Source organism: Comamonas sp. C11 (assembly GCF_024496285.1).
Lineage (GTDB): Bacteria > Pseudomonadota > Gammaproteobacteria > Burkholderiales > Burkholderiaceae_C > Comamonas > Comamonas testosteroni_F.
The window spans coordinates 5,106,226-5,128,272 of record NZ_CP101743.1; the positions used below are offsets into that span (position 1 = coordinate 5,106,226).

Here is a 22,047-nt window from a genome sequence, read left to right on the forward strand (position 1 = left end):
AGAACTCGGAGTATTCAATTTTTATAGCTTCAAGCGCTCTATTAATAACCAATTCAGATATATAAATAACCAAACTCCATATCAATCAAGCGCTGACAGCTATCAAATAGAGAATCAAACGGATTCAGGCATCAACTCCAGCCGATAACCGAAACCGCGAATGGAGCGCAGGGCCACGCCATGCGGCTCCAGTTTGCTGCGCAGGCGGGACACATAAACTTCCACGGCATTTGGCGTAATTTCACGGTCCCAACCGGTCAGGGCCTGAAGCAGCTTTTCCTTGCTGGCGGGCTTGGGGGCATTGAGCAGCAGATACTCCAGCACCGTCCATTCACGTGGCCCCAGATCGATGGGCAGCAGTTTGCCTTCGGTTTCGCCTTCCTGCGGCAGCTGGCGTGCGCCGGCGCGGCGGCCCGCCGTATCCAGTTCGATACAGCCAAAGTTCAGGACAGCCGAAGTCGCCGCCTGGGAACGGCGCATCAGCGCACGCAGGCGCGCCAGCAACTCGGGCAGCTCAAAAGGCTTGACCATATAGTCGTCAGCGCCCCAGTCCAGGCCTTGCACCCGGTCCTGCAGCGCATCGCGCGCCGTGAGGATCAACACCGGCATGGCCTTGCTTTCCACATCGCTGCTGCGCAGACGACGCGTCAGCTCCAGGCCGTTGATGCCCGGCAGGCCGATATCGATCACCGCCACATCGAACGCTTCCTGGGCCAGCACTTCCAGCGCACGCTCGGCACTGCCCACCCAGTCCACCGCATAACCGGCATCGGAAAGACCCAGCTTGATACCGCTGGCCACCATCACATCATCTTCCACCAGAAGCAAACGCATAAAGTCCTACCTCGCTCAAAAACAAAAGCCGCCCAAAGGCGGCTTGCGGCGGAGTCTTGAGCGCGACTCCACCCGGGAAAGCCCTGCGGCGATGTTAACGCCATATGTGAAAAGTCACTCGAGAAGAGCAACCACATGTCAGGGCCAGACAGGCTCATCAATGGCTGCGAATCATCGTGCCATACGCTTGGTCCGTCAAAATTTCCAGCAGCATGGAATGCGGCACGCGTCCATCGATGATGTGCACCGCATTCACCCCCGCCTTGGCAGCATCCAGAGCACCCGAAATCTTGGGCAGCATGCCGCCGGAAATCGTACCGTCGGCAAACAGCGCATCAATCTCGCGCGCCGTCAGATCCGTCAGCAGATTGCCGGCCTTGTCCAGAACGCCCGGAGTGTTGGTTAAAAGCACCAGCTTTTCAGCTTGCAACACTGTTGCGAGTTTGCTTGCAACCACGTCGGCGTTGATGTTGTAACTTTCGTTCTCCTCACCAAAACCGATAGGGCTGATCACCGGAATGAAAGCATCGTCCTGCAGTGCCTTCACCACACTGGGGTCGATGGCAACGATGTCGCCCACCTGACCCACATCGTGCTCGATGCTCGGATCCTTGTTGTCCAGCATCTTGAGCTTCTTGGCACGAATCAAGCCACCATCTCGCCCCGTCAGGCCCACGGCCTTGCCGCCGGCCTGATGGATCAGACCCACGATGTCCTGCTGCACCTCGCCGGCCAGCACCCACTCCACCACTTCCATGGTCTCTTCATCCGTGACACGCATGCCCTGAATGAATTCACCCTTCTTGCCAAGACGACCCAGCGCCGCTTCAATCTGAGGCCCACCACCATGAACCACCACAGGGTTAATACCCACCAGCTTGAGCAACACCACATCTTCCGCAAAGTCGGCCTGCAAGGCAGGATCGGTCATGGCGTTACCGCCATACTTGATGACCATGGTCTTGCCATGGAACTTGCGGATGTAGGGCAGTGCTTGCGCGAGGATTTCGGCTTTGTCGCGGGGGGCGATCTGGGTGGTGGGGTCAATGGTGGTCATAGATCAAGGCTCTGTCCCATGGGACAATGTTCAAGTCAGATGGGCTGCATTGTGCCGCAAATGCTCTTGGAGACGAGCAAGATGCCAACTTCCCCGAGTCAGCCTCCCACGATATAAAACAATTCCACGTCCACTCACTCCATGAATTCGATTATTTTCTCTGTTCAAGAGTTATTCAGGTACGACGCGTTCCTTGCAGGTCTGGCCTCGTTTATTACCTGCGTGTTGCTGGTTACCACCAAGAAATGGCATGGCAGCTTTTCCATGGACTCCAGTAATGGAGTACAAAAAGTTCATACCACCCCAACGCCAAGAATTGGCGGTATCGGGATTGCGATAGGCGTCTTTGCCGGCTTTGCTGCCTCGAGCCATGGCTCAGCTGCAGCGGAAAAGAGGATGATTCTTAGCGCCATTCTCATGGCCGGACTCCCCGCCTTTATTTTTGGTCTTCTTGAAGATTTGACCAAAAAGGTATCGGTAAAAATCCGTCTGCTTGCCACCATGGCCTCTGGCGTCCTGGGCTGGGGTATTACTGGCACATCACTCACCCACATCGATATCCCCGGTCTTGACTTCTTACTGGGATTTACCATCATCTCCGTCATCTTCACAGCCGTGGCTGTTGGCGGAGTTGCCAACTCCATCAACATCATCGATGGACTGAACGGCCTGACCGCAGGCACTGCAATGATTATTCTTGCTGCCTTCGGTATCATCGCAAGGCTGGTAGGAGACATCCCTCTTGCATTTACCTGCTTGATCATTGCAGGTGCCGTCGCAGGCTTCTTCTTTGTCAACTGGCCCAAGGGCAAGATATTTCTGGGCGACGGAGGGGCCTACTTTCTGGGATTTACGCTAGCATGGATTGCCGTGCTGCTCCCCGAGCGCAATCACTCCGTTTCTCCATGGACCAGTCTGCTGATTTGCTCCTACCCCATCATCGAAGTAGGCTTTAGCATCTTGCGGAGATCTCTCCGAGAAGGATACAGCCCGACCGAACCGGACTTCTTCCACTTGCATTCGCTTGCCAACAAACGCTGGGCGCGAAAAATATTCGCCAATTTCTCGAAGCCTATGCAAAACGGACTGACGTCACCTTTTCTCTGGATTTACGCAGCAATACCTTGCTTGCTAGCTATTTTCACCTACCACAGCAAGACACTAACTGCAGCCTCCTTCATCTTCAGCTTTGTTTGCTACCTTATGTTTTACAGCAAGCTCGCATTTTTCCGCTGGATGCCAAGGCGTTAAACACGATCAAACCAGCGCCAAATATTTCCTTACGATCTCACTCCTAGAATATCTTTTACGCAAATTATCCCTGGAAGACATATTACCTTTCTGCATAGAGATTATCTGTACCAAATCTTCAGAACTCTTAAAATATTCAAGTTCGTTATCCGTTGTAAACCGATTGAAGTCCACATCAAAACATAAAATTCGGCAATCGTAAAAAAGCATCTCCACCAGTGATGGATTGGTGCCTCCTACACTGTGGCCATGCAAATAAATTTCACAAGACTGACGCAATTCCGCCAACTTCGTAGCGTCATAGATAGGGTCCAAAAGCCTGATTTTAGGTTGCCCTCTATATTTTTCACGAAGATTCCTCGCATAGGGACTGTGATTCCAGTTCCCAACCACGGTATATAAATCAAGCCTTGAATTCAAGGCCCCCTCGATGAGTATATCGAGATTATTCTCGGGTTCGATTCGGCAAATTGTCAATGCATGGCCTTTTTGCATCTGAACACCGGATATCCTCTTTACATAATCCCCTGGATAGGCGATCAGTGAAGATTTAGAGACATACGGCCTCAAGATATAGGCACGCAGACCCTCATTATCGTAAATAATCTTATGAGCAAATATCTGCGACATTCCATCCAGCAAGCGGAGTATTAATCTTTTAAACTTTCCGAACTTACTGCGACGCCATTCAACACCATCAATATTGACAATGATTTTCTTACCAGAAAGATCACACATCAAACGAAAAATCGGAAACCATAATCCACCAGAAACGCCCAGAAAAAAAATATGAGAAGACTGCTTAAAAACCTTTAGAAACGCAAATGCATCATGAAAAATTGACGAGCCACCATTGGCTTTGATAGGGACAAATATCCTTTTCATCCCCTGGAAATCTCGAGACTGATCTTCCTGGTATGCCGAGGCATCGCAGGTAACAAGCACCTCAGAGACCTCCTTCGCTATCTCTGGCCCGCAATGCTCGAGGAAGGCCTCAAACCCCCCATATCTGTTAGGAACGCCAACACTACCTACAAATGCAATACGCAGCTTTTCAGTTTTCATTTTCTGTTGTTCAAAAGTTTCCACTACCACGTCACATTCTGAAATCTTCTGATGTTAATCATGAGCTTGAGATAGAACAACTCCCAGGCACTTACATCCTTATCAAAATATTCTGAAGCTTGTATGAAAAATCTGATGTTGTTCTTCAACCCCAAGATCTTTCTCATCAAATACGAGCCATTGACACCCAGCGCACCTAGAACATTCGAATGATGCTGACGATAAAGCATTGTGGGGGAACTCACCCATGACACTGCTCCATGCTTCGAAGCCAATACTGCAATCAACTGATCATGGTGTATCTTGAAATTTACTTCCTGCTTTATATATTTTTTTATACACTTATTCAGCATCATTGTGCAACCAGTCACAACATTTTGCGCCAGTAGTTTCTTCCAATCCAGGGCAATATTTGGATCGAGTTTTTGAGTTCTCCATAGTGATTCACTCAAAACATTCAAATGAGCATCGACGACTTTCAGATCTGTAAATACCAGAACAGGCCCCCCCTTCTCACAAGAACTCTCTATCTCCTTCATTTTCATCAGACATTTTTCCACTTTATCGGAGCACCAAACGTCATCTTGGTCACAGAACATAAAGTAGTCCGCACTGGAAAAATTCAATAATCTCAAGAAACTCTTGGAACTTCCCAAATTGACATTCTCATTGAAATACTCAATTTTCCCGGGAAATCTATCCATATAATCAAATATTATTTCCCGAGTGGAATCGACCGATCCATCGTCTCTTATGATTATCTTTATATTCTTATGACTTTGATGCAGCAGCGAAAGCAATTGTTCTTCAATAAATTTTTCACCATTATAGGTAGACATCAATATATCAACAGAATCCATTACCACCTCCAAATAATATTTAATACCTGAAATTAATCAATCTATTTTTCCAAGTAATAGTCAGTGATAATAGATTTTTTCTCATCGATTTTCAAAAATCGATCCTTTTGATCTTCAAAAAGGTAATTAGTATATGGTGCATAGGTAGCACTGGTTGCAGGAGTTTCCATCATCAAGAAAAGCTTCGCAACAGCAAAGACCACGGGGATAACAGAAAGAAGCAGCCTGGAGAATCTTCCAAAAAATATGGGAATAAAAGAAAATGCCAGAGCTATACCTACAAAGAAATAGTACCCGAATCGGGTCACAAATTCATTTATTTCAGAACCCAATATACTAATCAGCAAGTAACAAAAAAACAGATTTATCAGCACAGCATCACGACGGCAAAGATTTTTGTAAACTTGGTATTTAAAAATAATCATAAATAATAACAAGATGCATGGTATGGATATCGTCAATCCGAACTCACGCGGATAATTCAAATACTCATGCATCGCCACCACCTTCACCAACAGCCATGAAGGTAAAGACACCATTTCGGCAAATGCAAGTGACACAGATATCAGTGGCAATGGGAAAACCATCGTGAGTATATAAAGAAACAAGACGATCAACATCTGGTTCCTCGAAAATCTCATTCTCAATATCGGCACTATAAACAAGAGCATCAAAGCACCAATATGAAAGAATGCACCAACCATATTAATGGCAACGTACTTCCACAGTTTACCGTCAATATATTTAATAGAATATAGAAATATATAAAAAGACAACGACTGCCTCAATATATCAAACTCTCTAAACATCGCCAGCGAAATAAAAACCAGCAAAAAAGAGAATTTATATTTCAGCCTGTTTGATATAATAAAATTATACAGGGATAATATATTGAATAATGAAATAGAAAAGATGAGCCCCTGAAAACCCACCCCCAAAGACTTGAAAACAGAATTTAGGAATCTGTAACCAAAATCCAAAGGAGCGAATTCAAGAGAAAAGAATACTGGGGCGCTAGCTTCGCCTTGCAAGACACGAGCAATAGGCTCTACTTGATCATAAAAGGAGTAATATACACTCCAATCAATACCAACATCAAATCTAAAGCCATAGAAGAACAGCAGAACTATAAATGAAAGGATAAGAAAAATCGCATCCAACCTTTTGTTGGATCGGAAATACTCAAGAAAAGCCAGAACACCAAAAAAACAAAAGAGCAAGTAGTATGGAATCATGAATTCTATGGCTTACTTAATTGAAAAATCATTATCCACTCATCCAATTTTAAGCACGCGATTCTTTATTTATTGGATGATCTTAGTCTCTCCCTCAGGGCAGAAAGCTCATTGTTACAAGACAAATTCAATCTATCAATAATCTCTCTATTCCTCAATCGCATCATATTGAGATCATCTGCATCGGGAATTCTTCCCGATATAAAATCATCCAGCAATATGTACCTGAATCCCATCTCACTAAAATCCCCAATATCAGGGGATAAAACTATTGGAATCACGCCCCAATGGAAATATTCAACCAGCTTTGTGGGGCATGCAACTTTATTTACTGAGATAGAATCACGGAGTATGAAGCCAAATTCACTTTGCAGGTAATATGTTGCAACATCCTTTGGAGCCACGGCAAAACTGGAAAATTGACTGACTTTTGCATCTGCAGCAAGCTGAATCAGTTTTTTATAATCACTTGATAAAAAAGTGAACTTGTAATTGCTGGCTCTGGCTGCAGCACTCAGCATTAATGGAATATTTTGCCAGGGCTGTACGCCACCCGCATAAATCACAGCGCCCAACTCTCTCCTCGATGAAAGAACGCTCTCAAGAGAACCTCTCTCGTCATCTATTTTCGGCAAGATCGCAATGATTTTATCTTCAGAATTATCTCTTTTATACTTATCTCGAAAATGCGCTTTCATTGCATTTGTCACAAAGACAGCTATCGAGCTTTTTTTTATGGCGATTCTCTCGACATAACCAAAAATCCTTGCACGCCATTTCTTATCTGCAACATGCATTTCCTCAGGAACAATACCATGCATGTCTGTAATCGTATTCGACAACCAGTAGGCTGGTATGGCTCTCAGCGCATTATAAACAGAGTGAATATATACGACTGAAGCATTCTTAAAATATCTCAATATTGTGAAGAAATGCAGAAAAATATTCAACTGAATAACGGTCGCACAACCTATTTCAGTCTTTCTCTTCCGAATATTTCCAGCCAAAGAAATGTCCAAATATATGCGAGGAACATCATGAACCAGCGCATCGATCCAGGCAATTCTTTGTGTAAACCCATCCTTTTCATTCATCATGGATGGAAATCTCGCGACAAAGACAATCATATATTTACTTCAGAAAATTCAGAACTGAGGTCAAGATATGCTGACTCGATGTTCCGTCGCCATACGGGTTCTTGCTCTCGGCCATCTTTGCATACTCTGAATCACTCTCCAAAAGCTTCGTAACTTCTGCAACGATGCGCTGTTCATCAGTGCCAACCAACTTGGCAGTGCCGGCAGTCACGGCTTCTGGACGCTCCGTCGTATCACGCATCACAAGGACAGGTTTTCCCAATGCAGGTGCTTCTTCTTGAATTCCTCCACTATCGGTTAGTATGATATTTGATCTCTTCATCAAATATACAAACGATAAATAGTCCTGAGGAGCAAGAAGATGAATATTTGGTTGATTCGTCAAAAATGTCTCGACCGGACCCTTGACATTGGGATTCATATGAACTGGATAGACGATCTCTATGTCTTCTCGCTGAGAGAGTTTAAGCAGACTGAGGCAGATCGACTTCATGCCATCACCAAAATTCTCACGACGATGCCCTGTTACCAGTAGCATTTTCTTTCGGGAATCCAGAAAATCAAATTTCTTAGATAAATCACTTTTGATATTGGCCTCATTATCAATATAATCACTGATAAACAACAAGGCATCAATCACTGTATTCCCTGTAATATCCACCCATTCCTCCGGAACGCTTTCAGCCAGTAAATTAGCCTTGGCTTCTGCTGTTGGTGCGAAATTAAGCCTGGAAACGAGACCTGTTACACGACGATTAAACTCTTCAGGCCAGGGAGACCATATATTATTTGTCCGCAAACCTGCTTCTACATGACCGACTGGCACCCTCTGAAAAAAACATGCCATTGCAGCCGCCGCCGTCGTTGTCGTATCTCCATGGACAAGAACAAGATCTGGCTTCCATTCACGCAAGATCTCAGAGGTTCCATTCAGCGCTTTGGTTGATATTTCCGCCAAAGTCTGGCCGCTGGTCATGAGATTCAAGTCATAGTCCGGCTCTATTTTGAAAAGTTCCAGCACCTGGTCCAGCATTTCACGGTGCTGTGCTGTTACACAGACTTTGGCTTCAAGGCCATCATTCGCCTGAAATGCTTTGACGACAGGGGCCATTTTAATGGCTTCAGGCCGAGTTCCAAATACGAACAGAACTTTTTTCATTTATTTCACTTAATGTTATGCCAAGAAGAATAGCTCACGGAAATATGATATTTTCAATCATAATCATGATGACTTCATACTTTCCATGGAGGAAATTTTCTTGAACACAAAAACATACATGCCAATCCAGTAGAGCAGATAACTTATTGCATACGCAATACATGCACCATTAGCGCCATACTTGTTTACAAAGAAGAAGCTCAAGGAGCTTATACACAAAGCAAACAATATCTCCGAGATGATGCACTCCTTGATAAAGGATCTTCCGAGCATAATGAAGGAAATTAACCAGCTTGCAATTTTTAGATTATCTCCGATCATTTGCCACGCAAATAGATCACGCATCGGGTAGAATTCTTCCGTAAATACGATCTTGACCGCCAGATCTCTGAAAACATAGATCAGGAGACTACCAAGCATTGTCACCGGAATTATTATCTTGTACCCCTGGTAGATCTCCGCCTTGATCTCCTTCGCCCATTTCAGCTCTGAGAGCCTCGGAAGATAATAGACACTGAGCGTTGTCGTAACCATCATCAAATAGGCCGTACTCAACCGCCACATGGCCTCCCAGTGTCCAGCACTGATCCAACCGTGTGTTTCCCCAATATGATTGCGTATATAAATCTGGCTGGACTGTGAGCACACGGCCGTCACCAAGGCAATCGCAGTATATTTTGCAAGATTGATTGCAATTTCTTTATCGATGGATCCCACAAGGAATTTGAATCTGAACCAATCTGCCTTGACGCATATCCACAACGTGACAAAAAAAGCTAGCGATTGATAAACAGCCAGTGCAATCAACGCGCCATACAGTCCAAAGCGAATGGACATCAGGCTCGTTGCACCAAATGCAAACAAGCTACCAAATATGTTTGCAACCACATAGCGTCGAATGTCTTTTTTTCCGTTCAATATTGCCAACAGCAAGCTATTGAATACAAAGAAAACTAGAGTCGCTCCAAACCACCCAAAAACACCGCCGTAATCATCACTTTTCAAGAACCATTGAGAAAGATATTGACGAAATATAATAATCAAAATACCGGTAGCAATAGATCCAATTAACGCAATAGACCCGGCGGCCCGCCATACGGCTCGCTGCCTTGCTTCATCGGCATAATATTCAGCGGTATATTTTGTAACACCAGTGTTGATAGCGCCACTGGCAAATGTGGTGATCACCTGTACCGCATTCTGGAATTGTCCAATCGCGGCATAACCTGCTGGCCCTACATAAATAGCAAGGACTTTGTTGACGCCCAGCAATGTCAGCATCTTTATGATCACTGCAATACCATTGAGTATGCTGGTTTTTATTAATGTCATCGAGGGCTACTCAACATAAAGGAACACCCCAGGTATCGGGCCTACACAGGCCGATCTGGGGCGAGCGCTTAATTTCAAAGAGAAGCAGATATCTTTCAAATCGAAAAATATCGTTTTACTCTTTATCACGAAAGTCGATCTTCAATCCATTTGATTGATCATGTCGCCAGATTTGCGATAGCCGCCACCCGGTTCATGGCCTCATGCAGCACCGCCAGCAAGCCCAGTCGATTGGCCCTGAGCGCAGGATCTTCGGCATTGACCATGACCTGCTCGAAGAACGCATCAACCGAGACACGCAATGCTGCCAGGGTTTGCAGACTGGCGGTGTAATCACCTGCTGCAAACTGTTGCTGGGCTTTGGGCGCCACCTGCTGCAGCACGGCATACAGATCTTTTTCAGCTTGCTCCGCCAGCAGCGCCTGGTTCACCTGGGGCTGAACGTCGGTTTCCGCCTTCTTCAGGATATTGCCCACACGCTTGTTGGCTGCGGCCAGGGCCGGAGCTTCGGGCAGCGCCGCAAAGGCACGCACGGCCTCCAGGCGTTTTTGCACGTCGGACAGGCGCTGGGGCTGCAGGGCCAGCACGGCCTCCACTTCCTGGGCGCTGTAACCTTGTTCGCGGAACATATTGGCCAGGCGGTCGTAGATGAATTCGACCAGTTGGGGCGTGGCGTCCTGGATCTTGTCACCAAAGGCAGGCAAGGTGCTGACCAGCAGGGTTTCCAGATCCAGCTCCAGATCCTTTTCGACCAGCATGCGGATCACGCCCAGTGCATGACGACGCAGGGCGAAGGGGTCGCGGTCGCCGGTGGGAAGGTTGCCGATACCGAACATGCCGACCAGGGTTTCGAGCTTGTCGGCCAGGGCCACGATGACGCCGACATCGCCGCGCGGCAGTTCGTCGCCGGCGAAGCGGGGCTTGTAGTGGTCTTCGATGGCATCGGCCACGGCCAGATCCAGGCCGTCGTTCTGGGCGTAGTAGCGGCCCATGATGCCTTGCAGTTCGGGGAACTCGCCCACCATGTCGGTGACCAGATCGGTCTTGGCCAGCATGGCAGCCTGGTCGGCCAGACGGCCCAGCTCGGAGTTGCCCAGTTGCTGGGCAATGCTCTTGGCGATGGCGCGTACGCGGGCGATGCGCTCACCCTGCGTGCCCAGCTTGTTGTGATAGACGACCTTGTCCAGCTGCTCGACGCGGCTGGCCAGGGTCTTTTTGCGGTCCTGGTCGAAGAAGAACTTGGCGTCCGCCAGACGGGGACGCACCACACGCTCGTTGCCGCCGACCACGGCCGAAGCGTCCTGGGGCTGGATGTTGCTGACGATCAGGAACTGATGGGTCAGCTTGCCATTGGCATCCAACAGCGGGAAGTACTTCTGATTGGCCTTCATGGTCAGAATCAGGCATTCCTGGGGCACGGCCAGGAATTCCTTTTCGAATTCGCAGACCAGCACATTGGGACGCTCGACCAGGGCTGTCACCTCGTCCAGCAGGGCTGGGTCGTCGATGGGGCGCACGTCGCCGCCAATGCGTTCGGCAGCCGCCTGCAGCTGGCGGGCGATATCGGCCCGGCGCTCGGTGAAGCTGGCGATCACGGCGCCCTCTTCGCGCAGTTGCTCGGCATAGCTGTCGGCGTTCTGGATGACCACGGGGTCCACAGCAGCTTCAAAGCGGTGACCATGCGTGGCAGCGCCGGCGGTCAGGCCCAGGGCCTTCACGCCGATCAGCACCTGGGTGCCATGCATCACGACCAGGCCATGGGCCGGGCGCACAAAGTGCACGCTGGTCCAGCCGTCCTGCAACTGGTAGCGCATGACCTTGGGGATGGGCAGCTTGGCCAGCGCTTCATCCAGCGCCTTTTGCACGCCATCGGTCAGCAGCACGCCCTTGGCCGTGGATTCGTAGAACAGGGCTTCGGCCTTGCCCTCGCCCAGGCGCTTCAGGGAGGCCACTGCGGATTCGTCGGCCCCCAGGGCCGCCAGCTTTTTCAGCAGTGCAGCCGTGGGCTTGCCCTCGGCATCCAGCGCCACGGAGACAGGCATCAGCTTTTGCGAGACAGCCTTGTCTTCGGCCTGGGGCAGCACTTCGGTGATGTGCGCGGCCAGACGGCGGGGAGAGGCGTATGCGGTCAGGCGCGACTCGGTCGATGCCAGCAGTCCCTGGGCCTTGAGCTGCTCGAAGATGACAGCGGCAAAAGCGTCGCCGAGCTTTTGCAGCGCCTTGGGCGGCAGCTCTTCGACAAACAGTTCAACCAGTAGATTCGATGCGTTCATGATGATTTTGATAGCAACCAGCACTTTCTAGATCAAGGCTGGCCGCTGAAATTTTGGGATATGGGTCGAAATGAAGCCTGAAGCCGCTTAAGCAGCCTTCTTCGCTGCCTGCTCTGCGGCCTTGGCCAGTTCGGCCAGCACCTCGTCGGCGTGGGCCTTGGGGGCCATGGGGAAGCCCAGGCGCGCGCGGCTGTCCAGATAGCTCTTGCCCACGGCGCGCGCCAGGTTGCGGATGCGGCCGATATAGGCTGCGCGCTCGGTCACCGAGATGGCGCCACGGGCGTCCAGCAGGTTGAAGGTATGGGCGGCCTTGAGCACCTGCTCGTAGGCGGGCAGCGCCAGCTGGGCGTCGATCAGCTGATTGGCCGAGCCTTCATGGGCCGCAAAGGCACTGAACAGGAACTCGGCATTCGAATGCTCGAAGTTGTAGGTGGACTGCTCAACCTCGTTCTGGTGGAACACGTCGCCATAGGACAGGCCGTCGGTATAGACCAGGTCGTACACCGATTCCTTGCCCTGCAGATACATGGCCAGGCGTTCCAGGCCGTAGGTGATCTCGCCCGTGGCGGGCTTGCAGTCGATGCCGGCGACCTGCTGGAAATAGGTGAACTGGGTCACTTCCATGCCGTTGAGCCAGACTTCCCAGCCCAGGCCCCAGGCGCCCAGCGTGGGGTTTTCCCAGTCGTCCTCGACAAAGCGGATGTCGTTCTTCTTCAGATCGAAGCCCAGGGCTTCGAGCGAGCCCAGGTAGAGCTCGAGAATATTGTCGGGTGCGGGCTTGAGCACCACCTGGAACTGGTAGTAGTGCTGCAGGCGGTTGGGGTTCTCGCCATAGCGGCCGTCCTTGGGGCGGCGGCTGGGCTGCACATAGGCAGCCTTCCATGGCTCCGGGCCGATGGCGCGCAGAAAGGTCGCGGTGTGCGAGGTACCGGCGCCGACTTCCATGTCATAGGGCTGGAGCAATGCGCAGCCCTGTTCGGCCCAGTAGGACTGCAGTTTCAGAATGATTTGTTGGAAGGTCAGCATGACTTGTATACGTTCGCGCGTCAGCAATCACTGGCGATTGCGGGCGGCATCTTCATTAAGAGGTGTTCTGGGCGGTATCGACCGCATAAGCGGTAGATTCTAAGTCTGTGCCACTGTTCACGGGCGTAGTCTGTCTGCGCGGCCCCACAGCGGGCATTTTCACGAAGCGGCCCGGGCCGGTGATTTCAAAATGTGAAAGGCAAAACGCTAGCGCTTACCGCCGATGAATAGACAGATGCAGCATCAATTGCCCCTGAAACTATTGGATAGCGAGCGTAGTACGCTCACTTTTTAACAATTTCCGCGCAACTGCCATGCATCCCGGAACCGGCTGCCGCGGTTTGCCTCCTAGAATGATTCCTTTCCCGTCATCCTCTTTCGGAGCTCGTCATGGATTTCATGAAAATCATCACCAAGCAACTGATCGAAATCATCGAATGGACCGATGATTCGCGCGACACGCTGTCGTATCGCTGGCCCGATGAAGACAAGGAAATCAAGAACGGCGCCCAGCTCATCGTGCGTGAGTCGCAGCAGGTGCAGTTCGTCTCCGAAGGCCAGTTCGCAGACCTGTTCAACCCGGGTCGCCATCTGCTGACCACGCAGAACATCCCGGTCCTGTCCACGCTGCGCGGCTGGAAGTACGGCTTCAACTCGCCCTTCAAGTGCGATGTCTACTACATCAACACGCGCTTGTTCACTGGCAACAAATGGGGTACTTCCAACCCCATCATGATGCGCGACAAGGACTTTGGCGTGATCCGTCTGCGCGCCTTCGGTACCTATGACTTCCGCATCACCAACGCCGCCCTGTTCCTCAAGGAAGTGGCGGGCACGGACCAGAACTTCCGCATCGACGAGTTTGCCGACACCATGCGCTCGCGCATCGTCAGCATCTTCTCCGAAGCCCTGGCCAAGGCCCAGGTGCCGGCACTCGATGTGGCCCAGCGCTACAGCGAGCTGGGCGACGCGCTGCTTCAGCTCATCAACCCGGCCGTCAGCGAGAAATACGGCCTGGAAATCACCAGCTTCCTGCTGGAGAACGTTTCCGTGCCGCCCGAGGTGGAGCAGGCCATCGACAAGCGCTCCAGCATGGGCGCCATCGGCAACCTCAACGACTATGTGAAGTACCAGATGGGCCAGGCCATGGCCAATGGCGGCGAAGGCGCTGCGGCAGCCACCATTCCGGCCACCATGGCCATGGGCTTCGGCATGGCCCAGGAAATGATGAAGGGCATGCAGGGCGGTGGGGCTGCAGGCGCCCCGGCCGCCGCTGTGGCAGACCCCTTCTCGCCGGCCGCGGCGCAAGCCGCACAGACACCTGCCGCCCCGGCTGCCGCTGGTCTGCAGGTGCTGACTCCCGCCCAGGCGGCCCAGGTGCTGGGCGTGGCCGAGGCCGACGTACTGGCCGAAATCCAGGCCGGCAACCTCAAGGCCCGCCAGATCGGCAGCCAGTGGCGCATCGCCCAGGCTGCGCTGGACGAGTTCCTGCGCGGCTGATTCGCAATCCATGGCATCGGGTGCACGTCATGAATGAACACAAACCGGTTTTCATCAGCACCACTCCGGTACTGGCATCGCTGGACATGGCGCGCACCGTGGCTTTCTATGCCCGCGTGCTGGGCGCCAGAACCGTTCACGCCCAGCCCGGCGAGTACGCCATCGTCTCTCTGGGTGGACTGGAGCTGCATTTCTGGGCCTGCCAGGACCCGGAGATTCCCAGGCAGACCAGCTGCCGCATCCAGGTGGCTGGCATTGCCGCCCTGCATGCGCAGTGCCTGGCCGAGAATGCGGTTCATCCCAATGGCGGTCTACGCCAGCAGCCCTGGGGCACCCTGGAATTCAGTCTTCTCGACGAGGATGGCAACTGCGTGACCTTCTACGAAACCCATCCCGCCGCTGCTGCCGCCTGAACCCTTTTTTGCCGTGGCCACACCCGCTTCCTCCTCTCGCTCTTCCGGATCTGCATTCACCCCTGTCTCCGAGACGGCGCCCCCCTCCATGGTGGGCCGGCATGTCTGCCCCGAATGCGGCGGCAATCTGGAGTGGAATGCCAAGGCACAGTCGCTCAAATGCCCATACTGCGGCACCGTCGTTCCCTGGAGCGAGCAGACACAGCCCGAGCTGGGACGTGCCGTGGTGGAGCAGGATCTGGCCGAGGCCTTGCGCAACCCGGCCAGCGGTCGCGGCTGGGGCTCGGACGAGCGCTACGAGGTGCAATGCCAGAACTGCCGCGCCATCTCCGTGTTTCTCGGCAAGAACGTGGCCCAGCGCTGCGACTTCTGCGGCTCGCCGGCCATCGTCGCCCATGAGGAGCGCAGCGACGCCATCACGCCGCAGAGCATCCTGCCGTTCAAGATCAGCGACGGCCAGATTCGCGACAAGATCCGCCAGTGGTATGGCAGCCGCTGGTTTGCGCCCAGCAAGCTCAAGAGTGCCGCGCTGACAGACACGCTGCACGGCGTCTATCTGCCTTACTGGACCTTTGACGCCCATGCCAGCGCCCAGTGGTGGGCAGAGGCCGGTTATTACTACTACACCACCGAGTCCTATCGCGACGGCAACGGCAATCTGCAGACCCGCCAGGTCCAGCATGTGCGCTGGGAGCCGGCCTCGGGCAGCCTGCAGCATTTCTTCGACGATGAGCTGGTACCCGGCACCGTGGGCGTGCACGCCCATCTGCTGCGCCAGGTGGAGCCCTTCCCGACCACCACCGATCTCAAGCCCTACAGCCCGGAGTTCGTACGCGGCTGGACGGTGGAGCGCTACCAGGTGGACCTCTCCAAGGCCGCCAGGATCAACGAGGAAGATATGGACAGCCAGCTGCGCAGCATGTGCTCGCGCGAGGTGCCGGGCGACACGCAGCGCAATCTGCAGGTCCAGCGTCAATACTCGGGCCGCAGCTTCAAGCACACGCTGGTTCCGGTCTGGCTGGTCGGCTACACCTATGGCAGCAAGACCTACCAGATCGTGGCCAATGGCTATACCGGCCAGATTGCGGGCGAGCGGCCTTACAGCTGGGTCAAAATCCTATTTGCCGTACTGGCCGCCATCCTGCTCGTCATGCTGATTGCACCGCTGTTCGTGCAACAGTGATCGCCTTCCATACCTGCCAGAGACGCTGAGCAAGGGCCTGAGCCGGCCACGCCGCCCCCTCCCGCGTAGCGAGAGAGGGAGAAGCGGTGGGGCCGCCTAGGTGGGGCCGCCTAGGTGGGGCCGCCTAGGTGGGGCCGCCCAGGTGGGGCCGCTCAGGGAGTGACTACCAATTTCCCCAGACTTCCTCGGCCAGGCCAAACGCCGTGCTTGCGCCCGAGCCACTGGTCACCGCCACCACGCGTGTCGCTGCATCGGGCGCTTTGACAAAACAAGGGGCTTCGGCACTGGAGGGATAGATGCCCGTCCAGCGCTCCACGACCTGGGCCTTGTCGATATGCAGTGCCTCGTTCATATGGCGCAGCATGAGCTGGTCGACGGCTTCGCTGGCAAAGGGCTGGGGCGCGCTGCCGTAGTGGTGCGAATCGCCGACCACCAGCGAACCATCGGCGCTTTGCACGGCAATCAGGTGGATGCCGTGCCTAAGGCTTTGCGCCTCCTCGCGCTCCAGCTGAGCGCGCAATGCAGCGGCTTCGGGCAGCGCGCTATAGCCCTCGTAGCGCACCAGGCTCAGATCCCCCATGACCGATCCTTCGAGCTTGAAGCCCGCTTGCGGCTTGACGCGCAGCATCTGCAACTGGCACAGCTGCACTTTGTTGTCAGCCCATTCGCTGGCGAACAGCCCGCCTGGATCAGCGTTGTTGCAGACCACCACGCGTTCGGCGTGATAGCGGCCACGCGAGGTGGTGACGCGCGGCGTTGCCACTTCCGTCACGCTTTCGCTATAGGCGAAATCCACTCCCAGCGCCTGCTGCAACCACAGTGCCAGTTGCGGGATGGCCGTGCGCGACTCCACGCGCAGCTCATGCGGACTGTAGAGCACGGACTGCAGCCCGTCGGTGCGCAGCGCCGGATGACGCGCCGCGGCCTGGGCGGGTGTCAGCAGCTCGCAGCCTTCGCCCATTGCGGTTTGCATAAAGGCCTCAAGCACCGCTGATGCTGCAGGGCGGCGTGCCGTCAGCCACAGGCCGGAATGAAGGACATCGATACCGGCCTTGGGTGCAATCTCGGCCCAGACATCGCGTGAGCGCATGGCGCGCTGCCAATGAGCACCGGCGCGCTGGCCGGTAATGGTGACAAAGCCGAAGTTGCGAATCGACGCGCCAAGGCTGGCCCCGTCGCGCTCTATCACCAGCACGGAGCGGCCGCGCGTGGCAGCGGTATAGGCATGCGCCAGGCCGACAATGCCGGCGCCGACAACGATCAGGTCGTAATTTTTCATAACGTTACAGAAAAAGCAGACAAGCCAAGCCCCTGCCGCAGCGCCCAGGCGATGCAGCAAGAGACGTTCAGGGAATCAAGTGATGTGGAGAGCGCCTCAGCGGTGGCGCCAGTGCTGGGTACGCCGCTGCAGCCAGGCATCCAGCAGCGCAATCAGCAGGCGGCCGGCGGCTGCGGTCGCGAAGATCAGCGTGGCCATGGCCGCGGCGGGAGCGATATCGCCCGCGTCATCCATGGCCAGCACGGCCACCGAGGCCAGTGTGGTTTCGGGCGAGTACAAAAAGACCACTGCCGACACCGTGGTCATGGCATTCACGAAGAAGTAGCCCGCCACCTGCATCACTGCAGGCAGGCACACGGGCAGGTGCACGCGCCACAGCAGCGTCCAGAACGGCACGCCCATGGAATCGGCCACGCGCTCGTATTCGGCGTCCAGTTGCTGCAAGGCTGTGAGCTGGGTGATGTGCGCCACCGAGAAAAAATGCGCCACCGAGCACAGCACCAGAATGCCCATGGACCCATACAGAAAGTGCAAGGGATTGCTGCCCGCATTGAAGAACAGGATATAGCCCAGACCCAGCGCCAGCCCAGGCACGGCCATGGGCAGCGTGGCTACCGCGTGCAACCACTGGCGCGCGCGGCCCCAGCCCGTGGGCCTGGCCACCAGATAGGCGCTCAGAAAGCTCAGCACCGCGCCCACCGCCGCCGTGGCCACGGCCATGGTCAGCGAGTTGGCATAACTGGCCCAGCCACCACCATCCATCAGGTCGAACTGATAGTGCTTGAAGCTCAGGCTCAAGTTGTAGGGCCAGAAGCTGACCAGGGATGCCAGCACGGCCACGCCCATCACCACCAGCAGCGCCAAAGCCAACAGGCTGCAATACACCAGCAGCGCGCCGTCGAGCGCTGCGCAGGGCTGCGGCACCAGGGGCACGGCCCTCACGCTCATGGCAGCGGCCTGCCGGGCCCGCAAATGACGCTCGGCCGCAAAGGCCAGGCCCGCGGGCACCAGCAGCAGCATGGCCACCACGGCACCCATGGACAGGTTTTGCTGGCCAATCACCTGCTTGTAGATATCGGTGGCCAGCATCTGCGTGTTGCCGCCAATCACCTTGGGCACGCCAAAGTCGGTGACCACCAGGACGAACACCACTATCCAGGCAATCATCAGCCCATAGCGGCTGGCTGGCAGCGTGACCTGACAGAAGCTGCGCCAGCGCCCCGCGCCCAGGGTGGCGGCGGCCTCATACAGGCGCGCATCGCCCGAGGCCAGCGTGGTGCACAGAATCATCAGCGCATGCGGAAACGTCCACAGCACCGAGCCAAGAATGATGCCAAACGGCCCGTAGGCCGAGTCGCCCGGCAGCCAGCTCTTGAGCAGTCCCTGGGCGCCAAAAAGATAGATCAGGCTGATGGCCATGAGCAGCGACGGCGCCAGCAGCGGCACCAGGGCAATGGCGCGAAAGAACCTGGCCAGCGGCATGCAGCTGCGCATCACGCCATAGGCATAGCCATAGGCCAGGGCCACACACAAGGTGCTGCTGACGGCGGACAGCCACAGGCTGTTGAACAGCGACTGGCCTACGCCCGGTGTTTGCGCATAGGCAAGGTATTGGGCCAGGCCCGAGAACTTGCCATCGGCCGACACAAAGCTGCGGCCCAGCAGCGCCCCCACGGGCAGTGCGATGGCCACCAGCAGCGCCCCCAGCAGGCCCAGCACCGACAGGCCCAGCCACAGCTTCTCCCAATGGAAAAAACGTGTTTGCCGTAGCGCCGCAGGGCCGCTGCCTTGCTGCCGGCGTGCTGCCGCTGCGGGCGCATAGCCCCCCACGGGCATCGCAGAAGAAGAGGCATCCATGCTTATGCCGCCTTTCGCAAGATCTCTGGCGCTGCCAGCGACTGCAGCGCAGCAGCTGGCAACTCAACCAGCACCTCGCCCTGCAGCCAGTCGGGCAAGCGCGCGTCGTGGCGCAGCGGCCATTGCACATCGATCTGGCATTGCAGCGTGGGGCTGAACACGCGCACCAGCACCAGCGAGCCCAGGAATGAGGTCTCAACCACCCGTGTGCGAAACAGATTGGGCAGTGCTGCAGGCTGAGCCGGGTGCAGCACCACGCTTTCAGGTCTCACACCTACCAGCAAGGGATCACCGGCCTCAAAGCCGGCAGTACAGCATTCAAGCCGCCCCTCGCCCACGCGCACCGCATTGCCCGACTCGGCCACGGCGGGCAGCAAGTTCATGCGCCCCACAAAACCGGCCGCAAAGTGACTGACGGGTCGGGCATAGAGCTGCTCGGGCGAGCCCTGCTGCTCGATACGACCCTGGTGCATCAGCACCACCCGGTCGGCCATGGAGAGCGCTTCTTCCTGGTCGTGCGTGACCATCACGCAGGCAATGCCCAGCTGACGCTGCAACTGGCGGATTTCGCTGCGCAGCTCGGTGCGTACCTGGGCGTCGAGCGCGGACAGCGGCTCGTCCAGCAACAGCAGACGCGGGCGCGGCGCCAGTGCGCGGGCCAGCGCAATGCGCTGCTGCTGGCCGCCCGACAATTGCGCCGGGTAGCGCTGCGCCTGCGCGTCCAGGCCTACCAGAGCCAGCATCTCCTGCACCCGGGCCTGCACTTGCGCCGCAGGCTGGCCCATGAGACCAAACGCCACATTCTGGGCCGCCGTGAGGTTTGGAAACAGCGCGTAGCTTTGGAACACCACGCCAAAGCCCCGGCGCGCGGCGGGCCAGCGCGTGATGTCCTCGCCCTGAAACAGGATGCGGCCCGCGTCGGCCTGCTCGATGCCGCACAGAATGCGCAGCAGGGTGGTCTTGCCGCAGCCCGAAGGGCCCAGCAGGCTGACGAACTCGCCGCCCTCCACCAACAGGTCAATGTCGCGCAGCACCGGGGTGTCTTTGTACTGCTTGGCGATATGTTCTATGCGCAGCATCTGCAATCACTTTCAACGTGCAAAAAATTCCAGAGACCTGCTGCGTAGAACTGGCGCTGACCCAGCTCAGAACTGCCGAACCAGGGCCGCCCCGCAGCGAGGGCAGTGTCCCCCTCCGGCGCGCAGCGCCAGAGAGGGGGAAGCGGCGGCGCCGCCCAGGCAAAGCCGCTCAGGGGGTGATTACTTTCTTTCCGCCTTGGCTTCGTACCGACGCGACCATTCGGCCAAGATACGATCGCGGTTAGCCGCTGCCCAGTTGAAGTCGTTCCTGGCCAGGCGCTTTTCCAGATCGGCCGGAATGAACTCGTGCTTTTCCTGGGCCTCGGGCAAGGCCAGCACGGCAAAGTTGGCGGCGTAGAGCTTGTTGGCATCGGGCGTCACCGCCCAGTCGGCCAGGGCCTTGGCCGCGTCCTGCTTTTTGCTGGTCTTCAGAATGGCCGTGGCTTCCACATCCCAGCCCAGACCTTCCCTGGGGAAGACGATGTCTATGGGCGCGCCATCCTTCTTGGTCTTGTTGGCCCGGTATTCAAAGCTCAGGCCCACGGGGAACTCGCCAGCGCCGGCCTGGCGGCAGGGCTTGGAGCCGCTGTGCGTGTAGACGCCGATGTTCTGGTGCAGCGCATCCATATAGGCCCAGCCCCTGTCCTCGCCCATCATCTGCAGCCAGGCTGCCACCATCAGATAGCCCGTGCCGCTGGACGCCGGGTGGGGCATGGTGATCGCGCCCTTGAATTCGGGCCTGGTCAGGTCGGCCCAGCTGGCAGGCGTGGGCAGCTTGCGCTTTTCGCCTTCCACGGTGTTGAAGCAGACGGCGGACGACCACAGGTCCATGCCCACCCAGGTCGGCGTGGCTGCCGCATCGCGCATGGTGGAGCGCACCTTGGTCAGGTTCCTGGGCGCATACGGCTGCAGCATGCCTTGCTTGTCCAGCAGCATCAGCGAAGTGGCGGCCACGCCCCAGATCACATCCGCCTGAGGGTTGGCTTTCTCGGCCAGCAGGCGCGCAGTGATGATGCCCGTGCTGTCGCGCACAAACTTCAGCTCGATCTCGGGATGGGCTTTTTCAAAACCCGCCTTGTAGGCCTTGATCTGGTCGGCCTCCAGGGCCGAATACACCAGCAGATCGGTCCTGGCCTGGGCAGCGGAGGCCAGGCCCAGCAAGGCCGTGGCAAAGGCAATCAGGGTGAAACGGCGAGTGGCGGGTACAAAAGCGTGGCGCATGGATAACAGTCCCTTGGATTGATCGTTGCCGCCCGACCAACGCGGCCGTTTGCGACATGAGGGAACTGTAGAAACTCACTGTGAAACGCTGGTGTCACAGAACTGAAATCTGCCAAGGATGTCATCAGCAAACTTTGTAGTCATCGCGCCGCGCCAGCGTCCGACATCGATATGCTATTGATTCGAAAGCATATTGCGCTTTATCTGCGTCATATTCATAGAGAAAACCATCTAGATACAACCGCATATAAGCGCAAGACGCTATTGAAATTAAAGCAACTCATCCGCATTGCCGGCTGCAGCGTTCATGTTGAAATCCGGGTACA

General features: G+C 55.1%; 18 protein-coding genes. 4 read left to right on the forward strand and 14 right to left on the reverse strand.

All coding sequences use genetic code 11. The features are described 5' to 3' along the window. Positions 1 to 114: 114 nt before the first annotated feature. Positions 115 to 834 carry a response regulator transcription factor gene (locus tag NOX35_RS23560; protein WP_003068054.1) on the reverse strand — a complete coding sequence of 240 codons (720 nt, stop codon included), beginning with the start codon at positions 832 to 834 and terminating at the stop codon, positions 115 to 117. 157 nt (positions 835 to 991) lie between these two features. After that, positions 992 to 1,891, reverse strand: a complete 900-nt coding sequence (gene argB, locus NOX35_RS23565; RefSeq protein WP_003068053.1) for an acetylglutamate kinase — start codon at positions 1,889 to 1,891, stop codon at positions 992 to 994. Positions 1,892 to 2,032: 141 nt separating this feature from the next. Here argB and NOX35_RS23570 point away from each other — a divergent pair, with 141 nt between their 5' ends. Further along, a complete protein-coding gene (locus tag NOX35_RS23570; RefSeq protein ID WP_256494922.1) occupies positions 2,033 to 3,142 on the forward strand; it encodes a glycosyltransferase in 1,110 nt (369 codons plus the stop codon). A gap of 6 nt (positions 3,143 to 3,148) precedes the next feature. On the opposite strand, the gene NOX35_RS23575 is transcribed toward NOX35_RS23570, so the two are convergent. The 8 genes from NOX35_RS23575 to glyQ form a co-directional block, all read right to left on the reverse strand. After that, positions 3,149 to 4,231 carry a DUF1972 domain-containing protein gene (locus NOX35_RS23575; protein ID WP_256494923.1) on the reverse strand — a complete coding sequence of 361 codons (1,083 nt, stop codon included), beginning with the start codon at positions 4,229 to 4,231 and terminating at the stop codon, positions 3,149 to 3,151. Further along, positions 4,231 to 5,067 carry a glycosyltransferase family 2 protein gene (locus NOX35_RS23580; protein WP_256494925.1) on the reverse strand — a complete coding sequence of 279 codons (837 nt, stop codon included), beginning with the start codon at positions 5,065 to 5,067 and terminating at the stop codon, positions 4,231 to 4,233. The genes NOX35_RS23575 and NOX35_RS23580 overlap by 1 nt, the downstream gene beginning before the upstream one ends. A gap of 41 nt (positions 5,068 to 5,108) precedes the next feature. Next, positions 5,109 to 6,302, reverse strand: a complete 1,194-nt coding sequence (locus NOX35_RS23585) for an EpsG family protein (RefSeq protein ID WP_256494926.1) — start codon at positions 6,300 to 6,302, stop codon at positions 5,109 to 5,111. Positions 6,303 to 6,367: 65 nt separating this feature from the next. Continuing rightward, positions 6,368 to 7,399 (reverse strand): hypothetical protein, encoded by a 1,032-nt coding sequence (locus tag NOX35_RS23590; RefSeq protein WP_256494927.1) that lies wholly within the window; start codon positions 7,397 to 7,399, stop codon positions 6,368 to 6,370. Between the two features lie 34 nt (positions 7,400 to 7,433). Then, positions 7,434 to 8,558, reverse strand: a complete 1,125-nt coding sequence (wecB, locus tag NOX35_RS23595) for a non-hydrolyzing UDP-N-acetylglucosamine 2-epimerase (RefSeq protein WP_256494928.1) — start codon at positions 8,556 to 8,558, stop codon at positions 7,434 to 7,436. A 63-nt stretch (positions 8,559 to 8,621) separates the two neighbouring features. Further along, on the reverse strand, positions 8,622 to 9,890 hold the full coding sequence (locus tag NOX35_RS23600) for an O-antigen translocase (protein ID WP_256494929.1): 1,269 nt from the start codon (positions 9,888 to 9,890) through the stop codon (positions 8,622 to 8,624). A gap of 158 nt (positions 9,891 to 10,048) precedes the next feature. Next, positions 10,049 to 12,163, reverse strand: a complete 2,115-nt coding sequence (gene glyS, locus NOX35_RS23605) for a glycine--tRNA ligase subunit beta (protein ID WP_256494930.1) — start codon at positions 12,161 to 12,163, stop codon at positions 10,049 to 10,051. An 87-nt stretch (positions 12,164 to 12,250) separates the two neighbouring features. Further along, a complete protein-coding gene (glyQ, locus tag NOX35_RS23610; RefSeq protein WP_087863825.1) occupies positions 12,251 to 13,189 on the reverse strand; it encodes a glycine--tRNA ligase subunit alpha in 939 nt (312 codons plus the stop codon). Positions 13,190 to 13,579: 390 nt separating this feature from the next. On the opposite strand from glyQ, the gene NOX35_RS23615 reads away from it, so the two are divergent. From NOX35_RS23615 to NOX35_RS23625, 3 genes are all read left to right on the forward strand, one after another. Further along, positions 13,580 to 14,689, forward strand: a complete 1,110-nt coding sequence (locus NOX35_RS23615; protein ID WP_003068040.1) for an SPFH and helix-turn-helix domain-containing protein — start codon at positions 13,580 to 13,582, stop codon at positions 14,687 to 14,689. Positions 14,690 to 14,718: 29 nt separating this feature from the next. Then, a complete protein-coding gene (locus NOX35_RS23620) occupies positions 14,719 to 15,102 on the forward strand; it encodes a VOC family protein (protein WP_182284655.1) in 384 nt (127 codons plus the stop codon). Between the two features lie 88 nt (positions 15,103 to 15,190). Continuing rightward, positions 15,191 to 16,285: a zinc ribbon domain-containing protein gene (locus NOX35_RS23625; protein ID WP_371878559.1), complete on the forward strand. Its 1,095-nt coding sequence runs from the start codon at positions 15,191 to 15,193 to the stop codon at positions 16,283 to 16,285. A 163-nt stretch (positions 16,286 to 16,448) separates the two neighbouring features. On the opposite strand, the gene NOX35_RS23630 is transcribed toward NOX35_RS23625, so the two are convergent. The 4 genes from NOX35_RS23630 to NOX35_RS23645 form a co-directional block, all read right to left on the reverse strand. Then, entirely contained in the window at positions 16,449 to 17,564 is a 1,116-nt protein-coding gene (locus NOX35_RS23630; protein WP_256494938.1) for a TIGR03364 family FAD-dependent oxidoreductase, read from the reverse strand. 96 nt (positions 17,565 to 17,660) lie between these two features. After that, the gene (locus NOX35_RS23635) at positions 17,661 to 19,421 is read right to left on the reverse strand and encodes a putative 2-aminoethylphosphonate ABC transporter permease subunit (RefSeq protein ID WP_256494940.1); all 1,761 of its coding nucleotides are present in this window, start codon (positions 19,419 to 19,421) and stop codon (positions 17,661 to 17,663) included. Positions 19,422 to 19,423: 2 nt separating this feature from the next. Beyond that, on the reverse strand, positions 19,424 to 20,500 hold the full coding sequence (locus NOX35_RS23640; RefSeq protein ID WP_256494941.1) for an ABC transporter ATP-binding protein: 1,077 nt from the start codon (positions 20,498 to 20,500) through the stop codon (positions 19,424 to 19,426). A 180-nt stretch (positions 20,501 to 20,680) separates the two neighbouring features. Continuing rightward, positions 20,681 to 21,721 (reverse strand): putative 2-aminoethylphosphonate ABC transporter substrate-binding protein, encoded by a 1,041-nt coding sequence (locus NOX35_RS23645; protein ID WP_182284659.1) that lies wholly within the window; start codon positions 21,719 to 21,721, stop codon positions 20,681 to 20,683. Positions 21,722 to 22,047: the final 326 nt, after the last annotated feature.

Coding starts and splice junctions, on each gene's coding strand:
- NOX35_RS23560 (WP_003068054.1), bottom strand. CDS start 834: ATGCGTTTGCTTCTGGTGGAAGATGATGTGATGGTGGCCAGCGGTATC.
- argB (WP_003068053.1), bottom strand. CDS start 1,891: ATGACCACCATTGACCCCACCACCCAGATCGCCCCCCGCGACAAAGCC.
- NOX35_RS23570 (WP_256494922.1), top strand. CDS start 2,033: ATGAATTCGATTATTTTCTCTGTTCAAGAGTTATTCAGGTACGACGCG.
- NOX35_RS23580 (WP_256494925.1), bottom strand. CDS start 5,067: ATGGATTCTGTTGATATATTGATGTCTACCTATAATGGTGAAAAATTT.
- NOX35_RS23585 (WP_256494926.1), bottom strand. CDS start 6,302: ATGATTCCATACTACTTGCTCTTTTGTTTTTTTGGTGTTCTGGCTTTT.
- NOX35_RS23590 (WP_256494927.1), bottom strand. CDS start 7,399: ATGATGAATGAAAAGGATGGGTTTACACAAAGAATTGCCTGGATCGAT.
- wecB (WP_256494928.1), bottom strand. CDS start 8,558: ATGAAAAAAGTTCTGTTCGTATTTGGAACTCGGCCTGAAGCCATTAAA.
- NOX35_RS23600 (WP_256494929.1), bottom strand. CDS start 9,890: ATGACATTAATAAAAACCAGCATACTCAATGGTATTGCAGTGATCATA.
- glyS (WP_256494930.1), bottom strand. CDS start 12,163: ATGAACGCATCGAATCTACTGGTTGAACTGTTTGTCGAAGAGCTGCCG.
- glyQ (WP_087863825.1), bottom strand. CDS start 13,189: ATGCTGACCTTCCAACAAATCATTCTGAAACTGCAGTCCTACTGGGCC.
- NOX35_RS23615 (WP_003068040.1), top strand. CDS start 13,580: ATGGATTTCATGAAAATCATCACCAAGCAACTGATCGAAATCATCGAA.
- NOX35_RS23620 (WP_182284655.1), top strand. CDS start 14,719: ATGAATGAACACAAACCGGTTTTCATCAGCACCACTCCGGTACTGGCA.
- NOX35_RS23625 (WP_371878559.1), top strand. CDS start 15,191: ATGGTGGGCCGGCATGTCTGCCCCGAATGCGGCGGCAATCTGGAGTGG.
- NOX35_RS23630 (WP_256494938.1), bottom strand. CDS start 17,564: ATGAAAAATTACGACCTGATCGTTGTCGGCGCCGGCATTGTCGGCCTG.
- NOX35_RS23635 (WP_256494940.1), bottom strand. CDS start 19,421: ATGGATGCCTCTTCTTCTGCGATGCCCGTGGGGGGCTATGCGCCCGCA.
- NOX35_RS23640 (WP_256494941.1), bottom strand. CDS start 20,500: ATGCTGCGCATAGAACATATCGCCAAGCAGTACAAAGACACCCCGGTG.
- NOX35_RS23645 (WP_182284659.1), bottom strand. CDS start 21,721: ATGCGCCACGCTTTTGTACCCGCCACTCGCCGTTTCACCCTGATTGCC.